Annotated in this window: 22 protein-coding genes; all 22 read right to left on the bottom strand. The window is 34.0% G+C overall.

The window, feature by feature from the left end; all coding sequences use genetic code 11:
- Positions 1-735, bottom strand: a 735-nt coding sequence (locus tag CIGNP91_RS08660) for a cytolethal distending toxin subunit B family protein (RefSeq protein ID WP_086253871.1), incomplete at its 3' end; no start/stop codon positions are given.
- Entirely contained in the window at positions 732-1,487 is a 756-nt protein-coding gene (locus tag CIGNP91_RS08085) for a ricin-type beta-trefoil lectin domain protein (RefSeq protein WP_086253872.1), read from the bottom strand. The genes CIGNP91_RS08660 and CIGNP91_RS08085, both read right to left, overlap by 4 nt.
- A gap of 337 nt (positions 1,488-1,824) precedes the next feature.
- Positions 1,825-3,303, bottom strand: coding sequence for a hypothetical protein (locus CIGNP91_RS08090; protein WP_086253873.1), 1,479 nt, complete (start codon positions 3,301-3,303; stop codon positions 1,825-1,827).
- 2 nt (positions 3,304-3,305) lie between these two features.
- Positions 3,306-4,031, bottom strand: coding sequence for a glycosyltransferase family 2 protein (locus tag CIGNP91_RS08095; protein WP_086253890.1), 726 nt, complete (start codon positions 4,029-4,031; stop codon positions 3,306-3,308).
- 1 nt (position 4,032) lies between these two features.
- Positions 4,033-4,374 (bottom strand): cupin domain-containing protein, encoded by a 342-nt coding sequence (locus tag CIGNP91_RS08100; protein ID WP_086253874.1) that lies wholly within the window; start codon positions 4,372-4,374, stop codon positions 4,033-4,035.
- Positions 4,375-4,412: 38 nt separating this feature from the next.
- A complete protein-coding gene (locus CIGNP91_RS08105; protein WP_086253875.1) occupies positions 4,413-5,342 on the bottom strand; it encodes a hypothetical protein in 930 nt (309 codons plus the stop codon).
- On the bottom strand, positions 5,335-5,676 hold the full coding sequence (locus CIGNP91_RS08110; RefSeq protein WP_086253876.1) for a nuclear transport factor 2 family protein: 342 nt from the start codon (positions 5,674-5,676) through the stop codon (positions 5,335-5,337). Before CIGNP91_RS08110 ends, CIGNP91_RS08105 begins: the two co-directional genes overlap by 8 nt.
- Positions 5,669-6,391 carry a glycosyltransferase family 2 protein gene (locus CIGNP91_RS08115; RefSeq protein WP_086253877.1) on the bottom strand — a complete coding sequence of 241 codons (723 nt, stop codon included), beginning with the start codon at positions 6,389-6,391 and terminating at the stop codon, positions 5,669-5,671. The genes CIGNP91_RS08110 and CIGNP91_RS08115 overlap by 8 nt, the downstream gene beginning before the upstream one ends.
- Positions 6,388-7,023 carry an HAD family hydrolase gene (locus CIGNP91_RS08120; protein ID WP_086253878.1) on the bottom strand — a complete coding sequence of 212 codons (636 nt, stop codon included), beginning with the start codon at positions 7,021-7,023 and terminating at the stop codon, positions 6,388-6,390. The genes CIGNP91_RS08115 and CIGNP91_RS08120 overlap by 4 nt, the downstream gene beginning before the upstream one ends.
- Positions 7,010-7,681: a hypothetical protein gene (locus CIGNP91_RS08125; protein ID WP_086253879.1), complete on the bottom strand. Its 672-nt coding sequence runs from the start codon at positions 7,679-7,681 to the stop codon at positions 7,010-7,012. The genes CIGNP91_RS08120 and CIGNP91_RS08125 overlap by 14 nt, the downstream gene beginning before the upstream one ends.
- Positions 7,682-7,866: 185 nt before the next feature.
- Complete coding sequence (locus CIGNP91_RS08130) at positions 7,867-9,540, bottom strand: polysaccharide biosynthesis/export family protein (RefSeq protein ID WP_086253880.1); 1,674 nt, start codon at positions 9,538-9,540, stop codon at positions 7,867-7,869.
- Positions 9,541-9,651: 111 nt separating this feature from the next.
- The gene (locus tag CIGNP91_RS08135) at positions 9,652-10,014 is read right to left on the bottom strand and encodes a hypothetical protein (protein ID WP_086234121.1); all 363 of its coding nucleotides are present in this window, start codon (positions 10,012-10,014) and stop codon (positions 9,652-9,654) included.
- A 5-nt stretch (positions 10,015-10,019) separates the two neighbouring features.
- Positions 10,020-11,375, bottom strand: a complete 1,356-nt coding sequence (locus tag CIGNP91_RS08140; RefSeq protein ID WP_086253881.1) for a cytochrome P450 — start codon at positions 11,373-11,375, stop codon at positions 10,020-10,022.
- Between the two features lie 10 nt (positions 11,376-11,385).
- Positions 11,386-12,486 (bottom strand): alpha/beta hydrolase, encoded by a 1,101-nt coding sequence (locus tag CIGNP91_RS08145; protein ID WP_086253882.1) that lies wholly within the window; start codon positions 12,484-12,486, stop codon positions 11,386-11,388.
- Between the two features lie 122 nt (positions 12,487-12,608).
- Positions 12,609-13,790 carry a replication-associated recombination protein A gene (locus CIGNP91_RS08150; RefSeq protein ID WP_086253883.1) on the bottom strand — a complete coding sequence of 394 codons (1,182 nt, stop codon included), beginning with the start codon at positions 13,788-13,790 and terminating at the stop codon, positions 12,609-12,611.
- A 169-nt stretch (positions 13,791-13,959) separates the two neighbouring features.
- Positions 13,960-14,484 (bottom strand): thiol peroxidase, encoded by a 525-nt coding sequence (gene tpx, locus CIGNP91_RS08155; RefSeq protein ID WP_086225446.1) that lies wholly within the window; start codon positions 14,482-14,484, stop codon positions 13,960-13,962.
- Between the two features lie 71 nt (positions 14,485-14,555).
- Positions 14,556-14,960 carry an RDD family protein gene (locus CIGNP91_RS08160; RefSeq protein ID WP_086235204.1) on the bottom strand — a complete coding sequence of 135 codons (405 nt, stop codon included), beginning with the start codon at positions 14,958-14,960 and terminating at the stop codon, positions 14,556-14,558.
- Positions 14,957-15,568: an orotate phosphoribosyltransferase gene (gene pyrE, locus CIGNP91_RS08165; protein WP_086253884.1), complete on the bottom strand. Its 612-nt coding sequence runs from the start codon at positions 15,566-15,568 to the stop codon at positions 14,957-14,959. Before pyrE ends, CIGNP91_RS08160 begins: the two co-directional genes overlap by 4 nt.
- 1 nt (position 15,569) lies before the next feature.
- A complete protein-coding gene (frr, locus tag CIGNP91_RS08170; protein WP_086253885.1) occupies positions 15,570-16,127 on the bottom strand; it encodes a ribosome recycling factor in 558 nt (185 codons plus the stop codon).
- A 10-nt stretch (positions 16,128-16,137) separates the two neighbouring features.
- Entirely contained in the window at positions 16,138-16,488 is a 351-nt protein-coding gene (gene secG, locus CIGNP91_RS08175; protein ID WP_086229951.1) for a preprotein translocase subunit SecG, read from the bottom strand.
- Positions 16,489-16,574: 86 nt separating this feature from the next.
- The gene (locus CIGNP91_RS08180; RefSeq protein ID WP_086253886.1) at positions 16,575-17,264 is read right to left on the bottom strand and encodes a Bax inhibitor-1/YccA family protein; all 690 of its coding nucleotides are present in this window, start codon (positions 17,262-17,264) and stop codon (positions 16,575-16,577) included.
- Positions 17,265-17,351: 87 nt separating this feature from the next.
- The coding region (locus CIGNP91_RS08185) for an autotransporter outer membrane beta-barrel domain-containing protein (protein WP_086253887.1) at positions 17,352-19,634 on the bottom strand (2,283 nt) is incomplete at its 5' end.

A 19,634-nucleotide genomic window follows, 5' to 3' on the forward strand; every position in this document is an offset into this window, starting at 1 on the left:
TAGTGGTGCTGGTGCGATAGCTCTATTGGAGTTACCTACTATAGCATAATCTAGAGTTCTTCTAGCGCTTATTTGAGTGATGGCGTTATTTGTAACTATCCTAGTTCTAAGTCTTAACTCTAACTCAAATGAGCTAAGTAGATCTACTGGCTCTCTATTAAAATCCCCCATTATAATCCAATTGGTATTAGCTAGGGTTGGGGTGCTTTGAAAGAATAGATCTATATTATGCACAATAGCTGAAGCATCAGCTCCGCCATTAGCTAATGCGTGAATACTAAAGAATGCATCATTATCTATTCTAATTCCTAGCATTGGTCTTGAGGCTGTTGTTGGAGGTGGTCGTAAGAATACTTCATCAGCTTGTCTTCTACTAGCTAGGGCTAAATTTACTCTATTACCACCTAAATCTGTCCTAGCATAATATATAAAGATTAGATCAGGTCTTAGTCTTGTGCCTATATTCCATACATGTTCAGTTACAACCACACTAGTACCAAATGCTCTAAACTCTCTTCCAGTTGGCTCGGCTGTAGCAGGTAAGGTGCCAGCTTCTTGGATGGCTAAGACATCTATTCCATTAGCTCCAGAGAACATTTGAGCTATACTAATGCTCCATTTAGCCTCACTACTAGCACTTGAGCCTTGCATATTCCAAGTGGCTGTTTTAAAATCATCTATATTAGCATATAAGCTTATAAAGCTAAATAATAGTATTATTAATATATTTTTCATTGTTGATATCCTAAGAGTGGAGAGGTTGGTGCGGCTTCAGGGATAAATACCCATTGTTGATTAAAATTTGGCTTAAAATTACACTCTCTCATAGCAAGACTGTAAAAGCTGCCAGTTTGAGTTAGCAAGCCAAGATCTGTTGTGATACACTTGTTTGAAGCGCTAGATTTTATCTGAATGGCACCATTATCCATAGCTGATAGTTGCCATTGTTGGGATTTGTTATTGATATCACAATTTCTGTGAGTGATACCACCACCTTCATCATGGATACAAGTATTAGTAAGGAAATTTATAATCAAAGCTATATCATTACCTAGATTTAGAACTTGCCACGACCTAGCTCTACCAAACTCTTTAGAGTTATCTAAGGTATATCCCCATAGCCAATTACCAGAAGCTAATGCCCAAACGGTTATCGCTGAGCCACCCATTGGGTTTATTATAGTAAGTGGGGTGGATTTGGCGCCGCTAAATGGGGATGAGCCTAGAGCAGCTGGGGCGGTTAATAGCGGTGGCTGAGTTATTTGGGGTGGTTGGCTAGATGAATTTGGCTGATTATTTGATGGGGTTATATTTGTTTGGTTGGTGGGGTTATTTGAATTTGTTAAATCAAATTTATTTAATATAGGTGTTTTTAGAGAATTACGAGTGAAGTTATCATCTATAATAGGCAAAGAATATGGCGCTTTGCTTGAAGAGCAAGATATGAAAATTAAAGATATAAAGAGCAAAAATAGCAAATTTCGCATTTGTGGCCTTTGAGTTGGTGTGTTTTATCAATTTATCTTTTGAATTTGAATTTTTATTTTTAAATTTAAAAATTGATATTTTAAATTTTATTTTTCAAATTTATATTACTTAAATAATTATATTATTCTTGATTAATTTTGATAATTGATTTCAAAACTGAGTGTAGCTAAATTTGGTTTAAAGGAGTATAAAGAGGTTTAAAAAGAGATTTATAATAGTTGATTATATATTAAATTTAATTATATTTATTTGTGTTTTAGGGTTGTTTGGACTATTTCATTTAGATTTTACTAAATGAAATAGTTGGTATTTATGAATTTTATTTATGGTTTGGTTTTAATGATTTGGGCTATTTTTGTGATTATCTTTATGCTCTTTGGTGATATTTTTACATTTAAACCATAAGCTTAGGTAGCCTAATTTAAGCTTAGACTTATCAGCATTTATCAAAGCCTCTCCAAGTTTGTAGCTTAGATGCTCTTTTATCTTTATAGCTTCATTGTAATCTGGATAGGTCTCAAGTGGTGGGAGCTTTAAGCTTGGGTTAGCTTTAATCTTTTCTTGATAGAGTTTTTGCTCTTTTTGGTGGGTTTCTTTGATATAGCTTAGGATATAAGGCATTCTGATATATCCCCATATGCTTTTTGAATTCTCAATCATAGCTTGACCAAGTTTATAGCTTAGCTGGTTTTTAATGCGAGATTTGGCGGTTTGATTTGTTGTTTGATTGGTTATTTGGTTGGTGAGTGATTTATACTCTTGACTTAATTTAGATAATTGAGCTTTTAGGGTTTTGTTTTCTTGGAGTGTGTTGTTGTATTTTAAATTTATTTCATTATCAAGACCTAGCTCTTTTTCTAAGATTTGAGCTTTTAGTTTTTTGTTTATTAGATCTTGTTCTAAATTTGAAATCTCTAAGGATTGTTTTTTGATAGGGTAGGAGTTGAGAGTATCCTCTAAGGATTTAAATTTAGAGAGTATTTGCATATTTTCTTTAGTTTTTTCATCTAATTGCAGTTGCAATTCTGATGATTTATCTTGTAATTTTTTGAGCTCTATATTTTTTATATCTAGTTGTAAATTTGCTTTAGATAATTTATCTTGTTCTATTTTTAATTTGGCTTCTAATGAGCTATTATATCCATGAATAAAATCTCTTCTTTGTAAGAAAAAATCCCTATGAAATTTATAATCGATTAAAATATTAAATAAATCTTTACACCAAAATGGTGCATATTCATCATGCGGATAGTTTGTGAAATAAACAATATCACCTTCATTGATATATCTAATATCTATAATAGGCATTCTAACAAAGGGATTAAATGGACAAAAGCAGTGTTTTTCTGGTAGTCCATAAGGCTTCATTTCAAAATGCATTGTATATAAGTCGATATATTTTGAAATATTTAATGGCGTAGCAAATAAAATATCTAATCTAGTATATAAAATATAATCATATTTTATACTATTTTCTTTTTCATAGGATTCTCTTAGTCTATTTCCTCTTTTCTTAGATTCGCCCCCTCCGTGAGCACCTTCTTGTAGATGTTCTACTAATAACTTTTTTGGTTTATATACTCTTTTTATATCATCTATATCATTTTGATTTAATGGATTAATGTCGAATAAATCCTTTTCATTATGCCAACTTCTATCACTGCTACTACTCATATCCCAAGTATGTATAAATATATCAATTTCCCAGCCATCTTTTAAATTGGGTTCAACTATATGTTTAAAAAAACTTTCACAAGTATCTTTATATGTTCTTGTATGACCAAAAAATTGTATTGCTAATCTTTTTTGGGTCATAATTATCCTTTAATAAATTTTATATATTTTTGCAAATCATCTGGAATGCCTATGCCGTGCATATCATCAAAATTCATCAAAAAACAACCAATTTTTGCTCCATTTTTAATTGCATAATTATAGGCTGGAGCAGTATAAAATTCATTATTAACTCTATCGTTTCTCGCAATCATATCTATAACCGAATCTACAAATAAACTTCCTTTAGAAAATAGATAAATTCCAACTGTAGCAATATCAGATACAACCTCTTTTTCTTTTACTTCTACAATTAGCTCATTGTTCATTTTTACAAAAGACCATTTGGGGCTTTTTTCTAAATCTTTAAAGCATAGAATTGAGCCATCTAAGCCCCTATCAAGTGCGTCATCAATGTATTTTTGGATATCTATATCTACGATTTGATCTGAATTTGCTATCATCAAAGGCGTATCATTATTTATAAGTTCCCTAGCGTGTAAAACAGAACAAGCAGTGCCCTCTGTCAAAGTCTCTACGCATACAAAGCTAACATTATAATCTTTGGCTATTAGATTACATAGCTCTTTTTCTTGTTCGAAATGGGATTTTTGTAAAATGATTATATAGTGCGCATCATCAACTTTTAAATTCTCTAAAACTCTTACAATCATCGGCTTACCTAGCACATCTATAAAAGGCTTTGGCTTGATATATCCTTCTTTGGCAAATCTACTCCCAGCCCCTGCTGCTGGTATTAAAATATTTATTTTACTCATTGTTGTCTCCATATTTTCCTAGATATTTATCATTTTTAGCGGCTGGGATTTTGACTACTACATTTTGAGAATCTTCTAAAGCCTCAAAATCCGTATCTTCAAATGGGGCTATCGTGATGATATCGCCTTCGCTATATATCACGCCGTTCATTTTAACTTTGCCTTTGGTTATCACTGTGATTTCGGTGGCTATTTTGTGGTAATGCCTCTCTTCATAGTCGCCTTTTTTGTAGCTTTTTACCCCTACTTCTACTTGGTCTGATTTTAATACATTTGGTTCAAAATCACCTACAAACCAACCACGAATCATACTATCTAAATTATCGATTTTCATTTTTTGCCTTTTTATGCTCTTTTATTATGCGCCTAATCTCAAATAGCAGCCAAATACCCCCCCCCACCGTTGATAAAGCCTTTGTTATTTGCTTTTATCAAAGCCTCGCCAAGTTTGTAGCTTAGATGGTTTTTGATTATTTGTGTGGCTGTGTAATTGATGTATTCAAATTTATGCATTCTATCTAAGTGTATCAAGCAAAATACATTATCTCTATCTTTTATATTGAGCGAATTTGGATTGCTATGATAAAATTTAATAGAAAATATTTTTTTGCTGTATAAAGTTAATCTATTATGCTCTATGGCACCCCAATCACTCAAGCACTCTAAATCTAAAATTTTAAACTCTTGATAAGCAATGAGATAAAATCCAAATACCATATAATCAAAGCTTCCCCAGCTTATTCTAGAAAAATCACACTTTATAAAGTCTCTTTCCAATCCGCTTTTATCAAAAAAATCTTGAAGAAATTTACAAGGATATATACATAACTGATTAAACCAAAAATACAACTCTTTTGGTGGCTTTTTCTCAAAGAATTTTACAGATTCATTATATATATAGCTCCAATCGCTTTGTGTTTGATTGCCATAGAGCAGTCTATTACTTACAAATTCATCGCACATATCCATTAAATTTATATTTTTGATAATCATAGACTCATCATCTAAAATGATAATATACTTATAATCTTGTTGTATAAGATATAAGGCGTATAGTTTTTTGATATTAACTATACCGCTATAATCTTTCACGCTTTTTAACTCATTTTCTAAAACAATACTTCTAAACCATCCGCCATATTTTACAAGAAAAGTAATCTCATCGCTATAATTGCTAAATACAAAACAAAGATCTGCTTGGTCTTTTAAACCGCAATCCATAAAACTACACATAAAAGCATATGCTCTTTCAAATCTAGGAAGATGTGTATGGATTAAAAAACAAATTTTGTTTTTAGCCATCTACCACCTCATACAGATATGCTCTAAGGGCTGAAATTTTGTAATTTTCATTCCACTCTATGATATCTACGCCCTCTAAATGCTTATCATCTAAAATTAGTATAAACTCTATAAAGCTAGTTTTGTCATCTGTGTAGATATTTTTGGCTTTGAAATTTAAATTTTGGCAATTGTTAAAAATATTTAAAATAGCTTTTAGGCATTTATCCTTACCTTCTAGCCTTTTAACGACTGGATCTTCTAATGAAAACTCATCGCTTAGCATCTGTGATATGGCATCTAAATCTTTTGCGTTAAAACTATCTATATAATCTTGAGTTAATCTTTTAAGCATTTTTAATCCTTTCATAATCTCTAATCTTCTCCATACTATAAAAAGTATGATATAACTCATTATCTATCTTATATACTCCAACATTTTTACCCATTAAAATAAGCTCATTTAAGGTAGGCGCTATGTAGAATTGCCCATTTAGATGGGAGTCGTTGATTATCATGTTTTGACTAGCTTGGATAAAATCCACACCTTGTTTGTAATAATAAAATCCCGCAATTGCGTTTTTGCTAATTGGCTTTTTCTCCACTGCTTCTATCACATTTGAGTTATTATCCACTCTTACATAGGCCCATCTAGGATGGATAGAGTCAAAGGCAATTACCCCAGCATCATAATCTTTGAAATAATCTAAAACAATATTTAAATTTATATCAAAAATTTGATCTGCGTTAGCGATGATTAGTGGCGAGTTATCATCTATATAATCAATAGCCAAAAGAGCGCTACACGCCATACCTTGTGTAGGGTTTTTAAGTGTAATGATATGAGCGCTTGGGTCTAATACCTTGATAGCTTCATCTAGGTGAAATTCACTTACATCATCATCTTTAAGTATAAAAATAAATTGCTTGTTGGTAATCTCTTTATAATTATCTATCAATATCTCTATCATGGTTTTACCACAAATCTCAACAAAAGGCTTAGGAAAGATAATCTCATCTTCTTTAAAAAAATTGCTTTTCCCCGCTAGTGGAATAACGATATTTATCATAAATCCCCCTTTTGAAATTTAAAAATATGCTCTTTGATATTTTCATAATTGACATCGCTAACTTCTTTTACTATCATCACATTAGCCCCGCTTGCTCTTGCTGCTTTAATGCCATTTTCATTATCTTCTACTATCATACACTCATTTGGTTTTAACCCAAATTTGGCTATAGCTTTGTTATACATCTCTGGGTCTGGTTTGCCGTGCTTGACATCTTCATTAGAGATATAAAAATCCAAATATGGATTAAGGGCGGCTTTTTGCATCATTACATCAATTGTATTATAGATAGAATTAGAACAAACCGCCATTTTATAACCCTCTTTATGTAGTTTAGATAGGGCGTATTGGTGATAAAATCTAGGCTTACAAGATTGATAGACAATCTCCATTGTATAAAGTTGTTTCATTTGATTAATAAAATTATGTAAAGATTTAGGCAGTTTTCTATCAACTGATAATATCTCTAGCTTTTTCTTTGTCGGTAATCCATCAAATGTGGTTAAATGCTCTAAATAGCTAATCTCTAATCCAAATAGCCTAAGCGCTCTATTTAACGCTTCATAATGCCAATCTTTGGCTTCTATCAATACTCCATCCATATCGAAAATCACTGCTTTAATTTGACTCATTAAAAAACCTCCTAGCTTCTGCTACTTTATCAGTACATAGCATTAAATTTGGATTATTTAATCTAATTTCAATCCCTTTATACTCTTGCCAATCTTTGGTATAATCTCTTTTATGTAAATCTGGTGAGACTATGCAAATTTGTTTGTTATTTTTAAGGTGAGATTCTATGATTTTTTCATCTATCCAATGTGTGTGAAATTCATCTAGCCAAACCCCTTTGGCATCTTGATAAAATGGTGGAATAGTCTCATACTCACTTTGGCGTGTAAAGACATTTAATCCATATTTAATATAGCCTAAAGCATCTGGAACGGACATATCAAAGACGAAGTAATTTTCTATTTTATATTTTTGAAGTATGGATTTAAGTTCTATTTGTAGGCCGTCTGATTTAATATTTAAAGCTAGAGTTGAGTTGGTATGAATATTATAATTAGAGTATAGAGATAGAAAATCATCTAAACTCAAAGAGTCTTTTGTAGCTATATCATGGGAGATTACAAGTGAGCCATTATAATCTCTAATATCAGTCTCTACCCCCCCCCTATAAGGTTGAGATATATCTTTTAGGCAATATTCAAATTCTTTTTTAAATGCTATGAGATGGTTTTTTTCACTGCTATATTGCCACCAACCACGATGAGATAGTATCTGCATCATAAGACCTTTGATTTTTGTTAAAATTTAAAGTCTCATTTTAGCTAAATTTTATTTAAATAAGCATAAATTAAACGATAAATTAATTTGATATTTTAAATTTATATAATTTTTAATAGCGAAATTTAGCTTAAAAATTTAGATAGACAAAATAAAATTAAATTTATTCTATCTATCTAATGCCCTTACAGATCTATCACCACTTTAGCAGCGATTGCTAGTTGATATAGAATTTGAGTTAAGATACTTGTAGCTTGAAGAGTTTTGCCTTCTACCTTTGGTAATACCAAAATTGAATCTCCAGGATAGACATTCTCGCCACTTGAAGCTCTAAATTTACCAGCTTTGCCATTAGCTGATACTAGGATAACTCTACTACTATCGGCCCTAGCGCTTAGATCTCCGGCCATCTCGATATAATCTTCTATATCAGAATCAGCCACATGAGTAAACGCCCCTGGCATAGAGACTTCGCCTTGGACAATTACTATGTTATCCTTAGTTGGGATATATATCGTATCATCTTCTTGCAATACAATCTGATTTATATCATCTTTATTGCTAATTACTACTTGGCCTTTTGGTTCAACCTGCCTAGCACGCTCTATAAACTCCAAAATAGATTTAGCTTCAGCAGCTCTGATTTGAGCTTCTTGCGTAGTAGCTGATGATGTCGTAAGAGCGATAGACTCTAACTCCCTTAGATGTGAATCTATAAGATTTTTTTGCATTTTTGCTACACTTTTTCTAAAAAGTTGAATAGCATCTACATTAGACTGCGCATTAAATCCAATCTTTTCCATAAGCTCGCCAAGAGTAGTCCCTTTAGGTACAACAATCGCACGAGCTCCGCTATGTTCGCCATCTATATTTATACGCACTTCAGTTGCAGCATGGTCAGTCATAAACTCCACAGCATCTCCAGCCCTTAACTTTACAGAATCAAATTTTGTTAAAGGATAACTAGTAATTTGAATTTGGCTATTATTATAGCTTTTTACTATAGCTTGGGTTACTACTGGCTTAATTCCTGCTAGTCTTGCTAGCTCTTTTAGGCTCATTGAGTTATTTTTAGCCTCAAATCTATATGAGCGTAGCACTTCGCCACTAGCACTCATATACGCCCCTACACTACCTACTAATATCACATCGCCATTTTTTAAAGCAAACATCTCAATCTTGCCATCAACCATAAAATCATACAGATCTATACTCTTATATGGCTGGTTATTTCGCACTACAGTAATATTGCGAAAGCTACCATATTGTGGATTTATACCGCCAGCTTTATCTATGAACTGTATAAGAGAATCTGAACTAAGCCCTTGATAAAGGCCTGGCTTATTTACATTACCAGTAACAAATATAGATACATTTTGATAGATACCCATATCGGCATAGACATGAACATTTTCCTTAAATACTCTTTTTACACTTTTTGAAATCACATTAACTAAATTTGAATTTTTCACACCAAGAAGCTTAATAACCCCAACTTTTGGTAAAAATATATTACCTTGTGAATCGATAGTAAGCTGCTGTTCAAACTCATATGCGCCCCACAACTTAACATTTACAATATCGCCAATAGCCAAAATATAATCAGGATTATAAATATGCTGGCTTACCATTGTAAAGTTGCCATTAAATAAATTTTCACCAAAAACCATTTGAATTGGCTCTGTGGCACTTATAGTGAGATTGGCATCTTGTGGGATTAGCGCAGCTTGAGATTGCGAGTTTGCAATTTGAGCTTGAGAATTTACCGTAGCTGAATTGACTGAATTTATAGAACTAACAGGTGCAATTGCTATTGCTGCAGTAGCAAAAATAGTCAAAATTGATAATATTTTTTTCATTTTTTAATCTTTCAAATTCCAAATACTAAGTGCTAAATTTTACTTAAAATCAAGTAATAAAGAGCTTAAAATTATCTTTTTAAATATTTACATATCCAAATTAAATTTTTATTATTTTTTCTTTATACCTATTGTCTGCTCATTTAGCCTTCTTGAGAGCATTAGATCGATAATTGGCTGTTCTCTTTTATTGGCTCTTTGACAATGATTTTTTTGAAATTTGTCGGTGATGAAAATAACAATTTTAGCCCATCTTTTATGACGCATTCTCCATGCGTGACTAGAAACTGACTCCCATGCATATCCATTAAATACAGCTGCATTGACAAAGTGATCAAGCGCTCTAACTGCCTGTCTAGCACGAGCTGGATTACCAAAAGTCCCTACAATAGCAATATAGATATAACCCACTACAGCTAGTGGGACAAGTACGCATAAAAGCGCCGTCCCAGCTAACTTCTCTTTAAATCTCAAACGTGCTACCTTTTGCTCATCTTAATCATCATTCCATTGGCTGAGCGAACTGTGAGCCTACCGACAACATCAGGGATAAACCCATCTTTTAGCTCCAACTTAAATTCGCGTAAAATATTAGCTAAAATTATAATCGCCTCTTGCATAGCAAAGCCTTGTCCGATACAAATTCGCTCACCTAACCCAAATGGCATATATTTTTCTTTTGGAATATTTTCATTATGTCTATCTGGTCTAAACTCATGTGGAGCATCCCAAAAATCATCATGCCTATGAATTAGCCATGGTGCAACGACAACTCCTGAACCTTTTTGCAGCACCTTATCTCGTATTTTAGCCTCGCCTTTACTTTGACGAGCAAAGAATCCAACTGGCGGATATAGTCTTAGAGCTTCTTTAAAGACATTAGTTAAATACTTCATCTCTTTAATATCTGAAATGCTAAATTTTCCATCTTTATTAATGCTAATTATCTCATTATATGCTTTTTGCTGAGCGTCTTGATCAAGGCTTAAACAGTATAGAGTCCATGTTAGAGAACTTGCTGTTGTCTCATGGCCTGCTAAAAATAACATTGATACTTGATCTAAAATCTCTTCAAAACTAAAACGCTCCCCGCTACTAGCATCTACTGTATGTAAAAGCGATGAGAGAATATCGCAATATGTATCGCTCTCATAATTTTCATATCTAGGTTTAATGATATCTGAAAGACTCTTTCTAATTACAGCTCCAGCTTTCATTCTTTTATTTTCTCCAAGAATATTTGAAAGCCATTGTGGCACACAAAAAAACTTTCTAATAGCTGTTCTAGCAGTCTCTTCTTGAAATGTTACAAATGCATGCAATATCTCTTTGCCTTTTATCTCATCTAGCTTAGAACTCATAATAGTACGAAATATTACATCTGCAGTTACAAATGTCATATGCTCATCAACCTCAACAATAGTTCCATCAGAATATTTTCTAAATCTATCCATCATATCAGCAGCCGCACTACTCATCAGATCAAAAACCTTACTAATCCTAGTCATCTCAAAACTTGGTCTTAAAAGCTCTCTTTGCTTTTTCCACACCTCGCCATTAGTAGTAAAAATACTAACGCCCAAAAGTGGCTTTAAAAGCTCGTGTAGCATATCGCTTTTTGGGAATTCCTTGACATTATCTACCATAATTTTGCGAACTTCTTTAGGATCATTTACTACAAAAAGGTCAAATCCAGGCATCTTAACTCTGCCAGCTCTCATCTTATAACTCTTAGCATATAAACCATCTAGCCACGATCTGCGTTTTAAGAAAAATGTAGTGATGAGCCCGGCTTTGCTACTATGCGGTTTTGGGTGAAATGGACAAACTCCCATAATTGACTCCTTAAAATTTCTTATCTTCAAGTTTATTAGGGTCTATGGTTAAATAAAAATAATCATACCCACCACGAATTTGAGTCGCTTTAAGATACAAAAAATGAACTTGATACCACTTATATCTTATATTTTTGTATGTTTTTTTATCATAAATTTTAAAAAATCCAACTGATATTAGCTTTGGTGATTTGGCATTTTGCCTTAAAAGCTTGATATAATCTACCTTAAAAAAGCATGCTCCATCAATCTTAGAGCTAAAATCCAACCAGGTGATGCCAGAATTTGCTACTATCTCAAGCTCTTTTTTAAATTTATCTGCATATTTATGAAATGATACAAGCGGGATACAACCGCCTATTAAAACAAGCTTTAAATTTGATATATTTAGCCCTTCAATCTTGCTTTTTTCTATCACTCTTGCCACGCTACTAATAGCTATAATCGCCCCAACGCTATGCGCTACTATCATCACTTCGTCATTGGTATTTTGGTTATTTTTTAAGCTTTTTATAATCTCATTAGCAAAGCCCTCATTTCTCTCATCTACACCTTTAATCTCGCTTCTAGCATATTTATAACAAAATCTATAAATGCTAAGTAGCCAAAACATCCCCGCATTCATCCCTAGATAGAATATCCCCTTAGTAGCTAGATAAAAGAGTAAAATAGAGCAAATAATCCACAAAATATAATTTTGGATAAAATAGCTAAGCCCATAACAAAAAAATCCCGTCAAAAAATATGACAACAATATAAAAACTATAGGATAATATCCAGCAATCAATTGAGTGCGTGAATATCTAGCTACCATATAGACAGCGCCGGATATAGGGTAATTAAAGAGCGCCACAAATAAAGCCCCAAAAACTTCAAAAAATCTTTTACAGAAATGCTCTTTTACTATATCATTCCAAATGAGAAAATTATATTTGGTTCTAACGCCCTTATAATCGACATTAAAATATGGTAAATCATCTATTTGAAATTTGCTTATATTTAGCTCATTTTGTTCTATTGCGCTTGTTTTATGGATATTGTTTTTAAAGATGGAGTAGTAGTATTTTGGGCTTCTAGGATCAAATCCAGCTATATAAAACACTTCTCGCACTACACCCCCCCCCTATTTTTATTTTATTAATTATAAAATTTATAAAGTGGCTATTCTAGCAAATTTAATCATAATCAATACTTAAATTAAGATTAAAAATACCCTATTAGCCTCACTATAAACTAGTTTTTAAATTTGATTTTTTCTATCCAATCATCTAAAGTTTTTTCAAATCCAATAGAGTTGCTATGATAGAATTTAATATCTTTTTGCATATATTTTTGCTCCACCCATCCACCAAAATCATGCGGATATAGATAATCTTTTTTGGCTTCATCTGTATTGATAAGATATGGTGGCACTGGTAAGGCTGGATTTTTAGCTATATAATCAAGTGCGAAATTTATAGCCTTGTAGCTAGAGTTGGATTTAGGCGAGCTAGCTAGATAGACGGCGCATTGACTTAGGATAATTCTAGCTTCTGGATAGCCTATTTTTGATACTGCTAGCATGGTATTTGTGGCTACATTTAGGGCATTTGGATTGGCATTGCCTATATCCTCACTAGCAAAAATCACCATCCTTCTAGCCAAAAATTCAGGCTCCTCCTCAGCTGCTATAAGCCTTGCAAGATAGTATATCGCCGCATCGATATCGCTGCCCCTTAGGCTCTTTATCATCGCACTTATTAGATTATAGTGAGTATCTTTGCTACTGCTACCTTCGCTAAAGCTAGAGCATCTTAGGGTTTTTAAAATCTTTAAATTTATATTTTTATCCACGCTTAGGGCGTATTCTAGCAAATTTAGCATACTTCTAGCATCGCCGCCGCTAGAGCTAATGAGATAATCCTTAGCACTCTCATCAATCTCAAAATATACACTCTTTTTAATATCAGCTAATAAAAGCTCCAAATCTCTATATGATAGCTGTTTAAACTCAAATATCATCATCCTAGAGCGGATTCCGCTACTTACAGAGAATTTAGGATTTTCGGTGGTGGCACCAATTATAATACATTTTTTCTCTTCCATTGGGATTAAAAGCGTCTCTTGTTGAGTCTTGCTAAGGCGATGAAATTCATCGATAAATATAAGTGGCAAATATAGTGAGCCGTCAAATTTGGCTATGATTTTACGGACTTCTTCGCTTTTTAAATTCGCCCCATCAAGCTCGAAAAATTCATAATCCATCTCCTTAGCAATGATCTTAGCCATCGTAGTTTTACCACTTCCAGCCGTGCCGTAAAACAAGCTATGTGGGATATTTTTATTCTCTATAAATTTCGTAAAAATTTCTCTAATATCATCTTGACCTACCATTTGGCTGATTTTCGTCGGTCTAAATTTAAGGCTTAAATTCATATTTTTCCTTCTATTTATGATGGTTGAGTGAAATTATACAATAATAAAAATCTTTAAATAGCTAAATAGTAGAAAATGGATTGAAATAGCGATAGATTAGCGAAATTCAAAAGCGATTATGGCTCCAAATTTCGCTAAAAAGCGTGATATAATAACGCTTAAAATTCAGTTAGTGAGAGCAGCCGCAACCGCAACCACCGCCGATAGCTTTCAATGCTGCGTCGTAGTTTGGCTCAGTTGTAATTTCGCTAACTAGCTCTTTATAAACTACAACACCATTTGGATCAATTACGAAAATAGCACGAGTTAGCAATCCAGCAAGCGGACTACTAGCTAGCAAAACACCATACTCTTTACCAAATTTAGCACCTCTAAAATCACTAGCCACTCTTAAATTTTCGATTCCTTCAGTCGAGCAAAATCTACCCATAGCAAATGGAAGATCTAGCGATATAACCGTAGCTTCAACATTGCTTTTGCTAGCTACTTTTTGGTTAAATGTTCTAGCTTCAGTCGCACAAACTCCTGTATCTAGGCTTGGGACTACTATTAAGACTTGGAATTTTCCACTTGCACCGCCTACTTTTAGGCTAGATAGATCCTTAGCTACTAGATCAACTTCTGGTGCTCTTTGGCCTACATTTACAACATTTCCTTCTAATTCTACTGCTGTACCTTTGAAAGTTACTGACATATTAAATCCTTAATTAAATTTGTAAATGCAATAATATCAAAATTAAGATAAATAAACTCTTAAATCTAAATTTAGCCTTTTTGTACAACGATTGTCCCGGCTAAAAGATCATGTAAATTTCGCTTATCTCTCCTAAAAAAGCAAAAAAATGATCCCCCTATAATAAAGGTAGTTATAAAGAAAAAGTATCTAAGAATATAAATAAGCAAATTAGCCTTTTTGCCATTTAGGCCAACTAGGTAGATCCCTTGTGCCTTATACCCAGGACTTTGAGCCTTAAAAGCAAAAAATAGAGATTGTATCAGCCCAAAAACTAACCAAACCAAAAATATAGCCAATTGATTACTTTGAAATTCATCTTTGCCGCTTAAAACTACATAAGTCATTATATACAAAAGAGGGGCAGCGATAAAGAACATATCCATAATAAATGCCTTTACCCTGCTAAAAATATTTGCGGCTATAGCCTTGCTCATGCGTTTCCACGGCTCCCAGGCTTGAATGCTTTTGAGCCATTTTTACACAATGGACAAGACTCTGGCGGATAAATTTCAAATTCAAAATTACCAAGAGCAAAAAGCGGTTTATCAGCTGGGAGCTTACAGCTATCTTTTCTTTCGTTATTTAATCCACTAACAGAGCAAAATCCACGATTTGCAAGCGCCGCAAATCCCACTACAACGCCACCTAAACTCTCAATAATCTTAGCACTTTCTAAGGCTGAGCCTCCAGTAGTTATTATATCTTCGCATATTATAAATCTCTCGCCCTCTTTTACGCTAAATCCACGCCTAAGGCTCATCACGCTATCAACTCTTTCAGTAAAAATAAATCTTTTTTTACCAGCTCTAGCTAGCTCATATCCGGCCAAAATTCCACCAAGCGCAGGCGAACAAACACTATCAAATTCAACCCCAGTCTCAGCAATTTTAGCAAATAACTTATCGCACAAAACGCCTGTTAAAATCGGATCTTCTAAAACCTTTGCACTCTGCAAATAAAATTGTGAGTGGTTACCACTACTTAGTAAAAAATGTCCCTCTAAATATGCTCCAGCATCTTTGTAAATTTGTTCTAAATTCATATCAAACCTTTAAAAGTTCAGCTTCTTTGTCTTTTACTATTTGATCTACTTTGGTGATATAATTATCAGTAATTTTTTGTACCTCATCATAGCCTTTTTTGATCTCATCTTCGCTTAGAGTTTTATCTTTTTCTATTTTTTTGATATCATCATTAGCATCTTTTCTGATGTTTCTAATAGCTACTTTTGCTTTTTCGCCCATAGCTTTTGCCTCTTTGGCATTTTTTTGACGATCTTCAGTTGTCATAGGAGGGAAAAATAGCTTAACGCTCTCGCCATCGTTATTTGGATTTACGCCAATATTTGCAGCTTGGATGGCCGTAGTGATAGTTTTTAGCATAGATTTTTCCCATGGAGTGATGGTAATTGTGCTAGCATCAGTAGCCAAAACGGTGGCAACTTGATTTAACGCAGTAGAGCTTCCATAGTAATCTACATGTACATGATCTAAGATATTAATACTTACCTTACCTGTGCGAAGTGTTGCAAAATCACGCTTTAGAGCCTCTAGCGCTTTGTCGTTGTGTAGTTTTTGGTTGTTGTAAATTTCATTTAGCATATCTATCCTTTTAGTTGGCTGTTGTGTTATTTTCAGCTGTTGGTGCCGCTGGTGCTGCAGGTATTATGTTGGTATTTGGGGCTTGCGGTGCTTGGATTGAGTCAAATTTAGCACTATCAACTACAGAATCACGCAAAGATTGATTATATGTATATCCAAGGGCTATGGTATTAATAACAAACAAAAACCCCATAAAAAATGTAAATTTAGCTAAAAATCCAGCTGGACCCTTAGCGCCAAATAGACTCTCATTACTTCCGCTATAAGCTCCAAGACCCATAGAAGCACTCTTTTGTAGTAATATGACAATAGTCAAAATCACTGCTAGCAAAACTTGTATAATAAGAAGAATTGAACTCACGAGTATCCTTTGATTGGTGTAATTAGCTCGTGATTATAGCAAAAAAAGTTAAAAATTTAGTTAAGCCACCACAGCGGTGGCTCTGATTATTCTCGGTTAAATATACCAAGAAGATTAAGAAGAGAGATAAACAAATTTAAAATATCAAGATACAACGAAACTGCAGCAAGCACAGGGCTATCATATCCGCCACGCAAAATCATCTGAGTATCATATAAGATATATGCGCTAAATAGTATCGCACCAACTGCTGAAATGATAGTAGCTAACATTGTGCTTTGGAAAAATAAATTTAAAAGCCCAGCTACGACAATTACAATTAGTGTGATAAATAGCATTTTACCCATTGATGAAAAATCACGCTTAGTATTAAAAGCAAAGATAGTTAGCCCACCAAAAGCCACAGTAGTCATCAAAAATGCTTGAGTGATGATATGCCCCATACCAGCACCGATATAGGTATTAAGCACTGGGCCAAGAGTAAGACCGCTTACAAAGGTAAATCCAAATAGCAAAAATAGAGCTAGAGTTGGATTTTTGCGTGTAAAAAATAGCCCAAAAAGCATAGCAAATTCAAGAATCAAAAGCATCCAGCTAAAGCTTTTTACATAATCAACGCCGATATATGCACCCACAGTTGCCGCTAGAAGCGAAGCACTAAGAAGCTGATAAGTTTGCTTGACAAAAGTCGCTCTAGCGCTAAAAGATTGCTCACTCTCATAAGCACGACCAAAATCACTTTGTTGTGATGAAAGATTTCTATTATATAGACTCATTTTTCCTCCAATTTAAATTTGCGTATAAGTCTAGCAAAATAAATTTAACACTAAATAAAAATTTAAAAATATCTCACTCTACCCAGCTTAAAATGAATATCTAGCATTTAAGTTTACAGCTAAGTCTGTATCATAATCACCAAATGCAGATTTTTCTAAAGTTAAGCCAATTCTTAAATTCTCACTAGCTACCATATTTAGACCCAAATTCATAAGCATTCTAGAGTCTTTATCATTGTTTTTAGCGCTATCGCCATCTATTAGGATTTCAGCATTTTTCACCATCTCCCATTGATAGCTAAGCCCGCCAAGCGCATAAGCTCTAATCTTGCCTAGCCAAATCTCTCTAGCAAAGTTAAATCCAGCCCTACCAACTAGCAAATCAGAGTTTTTAATCTCCATTTCAAATCCATTGCTATTTAGAGTTGCGCCACTAGTGTTGAGATAGACAAATTCAGCTTGAGGCTCGATATAAAAATTATTAAAATCAAATCTATATCCAAATTCTCCACCTAGATAAAGTGAGTTTGTATTATAATCACTATCCAAAAAGCTCAAACTCATATTTGGGAAGTTATAATCCATTTTATGGTTATTTCTTGTGTATTTTGCGATGGCATCCACATACCAGCCATTATCAAATACTCCAGAGATATAAAATCCACCGCCGATTGTTTTGACATCGCCTTTTGCGTTATCGCCATCTATATCGCTACTTGTGTGAGTTACTGTAATACCGCTAAAAATAGAGCCGCTTGAAATTTGGCTTTGTTTATCAAAACCAGCTTGAACATGGGTAAATTTATTTTCAAATCCATCTCCGCCACCCTGTCCGCCCAAAATCCTAGCCCAGCTACCAGCAGTTGCGTTAATGCCTCTTAGTTCACCCATCCTTTTATTTAGGTTATTGATATCGGCGTAGTTTATATCCATACTTAGCTTAGAAGCGTCGTTGGCTTCTTTTAAAGCTGCTTGGTTTGTAGATTTGGTTATCTCTATGCCACCATTATTATTTTTGGTAATTTTGTAATTAACCAAGCCTCTATTTATTACAAGCGGAGTGCTTAAATTTGGGTTATATAAGGCTATATCTTTGCCGTTTTTTTGGATTTTGTATATGGTTGTATCGCCTATTGTTTCTAAGGCTAGATTAAGCTCACTATGCTTATTTACCTCATTTTGGACAGATTGAGTAATTAAATTTGTGGTATTTTCGCTAGAGACACCGCCTTGATTATTTGAATTTCCTGAATTTCCAGTGTTGCTTGAATTTCCGCTGTTGCTTTGGTTACCGTTATTTTGGCTACCTGAATTTTCAGTATTTCCAGAATTTTCGGTGTTATTTGAGCCTTGATTGTTGGAATTTTGATTGCCGTTATTATTTGAGCCTTGGTTATTAGAATTTCCGGCGTTGTTGTTACCATTTTCTGGAGCTGTGCTACCACTACCGGTATTACCTTGATTTGTGTTTTGGTTACCAGTAGAGCCTTGATTATTTGAATTTCCTGAATTTCCAGTGTTGCTTGAATTTCCGCTGTTGCTTTGGTTACCGTTATTTTGGCTACCTGAATTTTCAGTATTTCCAGAATTTTCGATGTTATTTGAGCCTTGATTGCCTTCATTAGTTGAAATTCCGCAAGCCCACTCACTACCAGGTAAAACGCTCAATAAGCAATCTTTTCTATTAGAGCTATCTACATATGTGCCGTTATTTCTAGCTTCATCTATGCTTAGATATGTAATACTATAAATCTCATAAAGATCGGTGACATAAGTATTTGTGCTAGATACATAATAGCTATAAAGAAAGCGGAAAGTTTCATTGCCCTTATTATCAGGGGCGTAGTTGCCTATAACCTCTCTTAAAGTGAGTTGGCCAGCCTTGTCTGTGACAGAGTCACTCACATAGCCTTTTTTGATCTTGCCAGTTTTCTCATCGACTTCAATCCCCCAAAGCGTAACCGTGTGAGTATCATCAGTAAGCGCAGCTACGACCTTGCCTGTTTGGAAGTTTTCTATCAAAGATTTTGTGATACCTTCACTTTGATAGTTATATCTCTCAGTCCAAAATGGCGCTCCACTAATCTTGGTTGGGCCATACTCTCTTTCTAAATATGTTGGGTTATTGTTGTTTTCGTAGATTTTGACATTTGGCGAAAACTCTTGAAGATAATAGATCATCCCACGATACGGCTGTAATCCGCCTTGAATATGTGGATATTTCTGATAAAACCAATCCGTGATAGCTTCATTACCTTGCGGTGCACCTTCTTTTAAATTTAGTTCAATGCCTACATTTTGTTGCCACCAGCCAAGAGTGTTACCAGCTACGGCGCCCCAGCATTGATTTGGATGCTGCAAATACGCACT

Origin of the sequence: Campylobacter sp. P091 (assembly GCF_002138935.1) — a bacterium.
Taxonomy (GTDB): Bacteria; Campylobacterota; Campylobacteria; order Campylobacterales; family Campylobacteraceae; genus Campylobacter; species Campylobacter devanensis.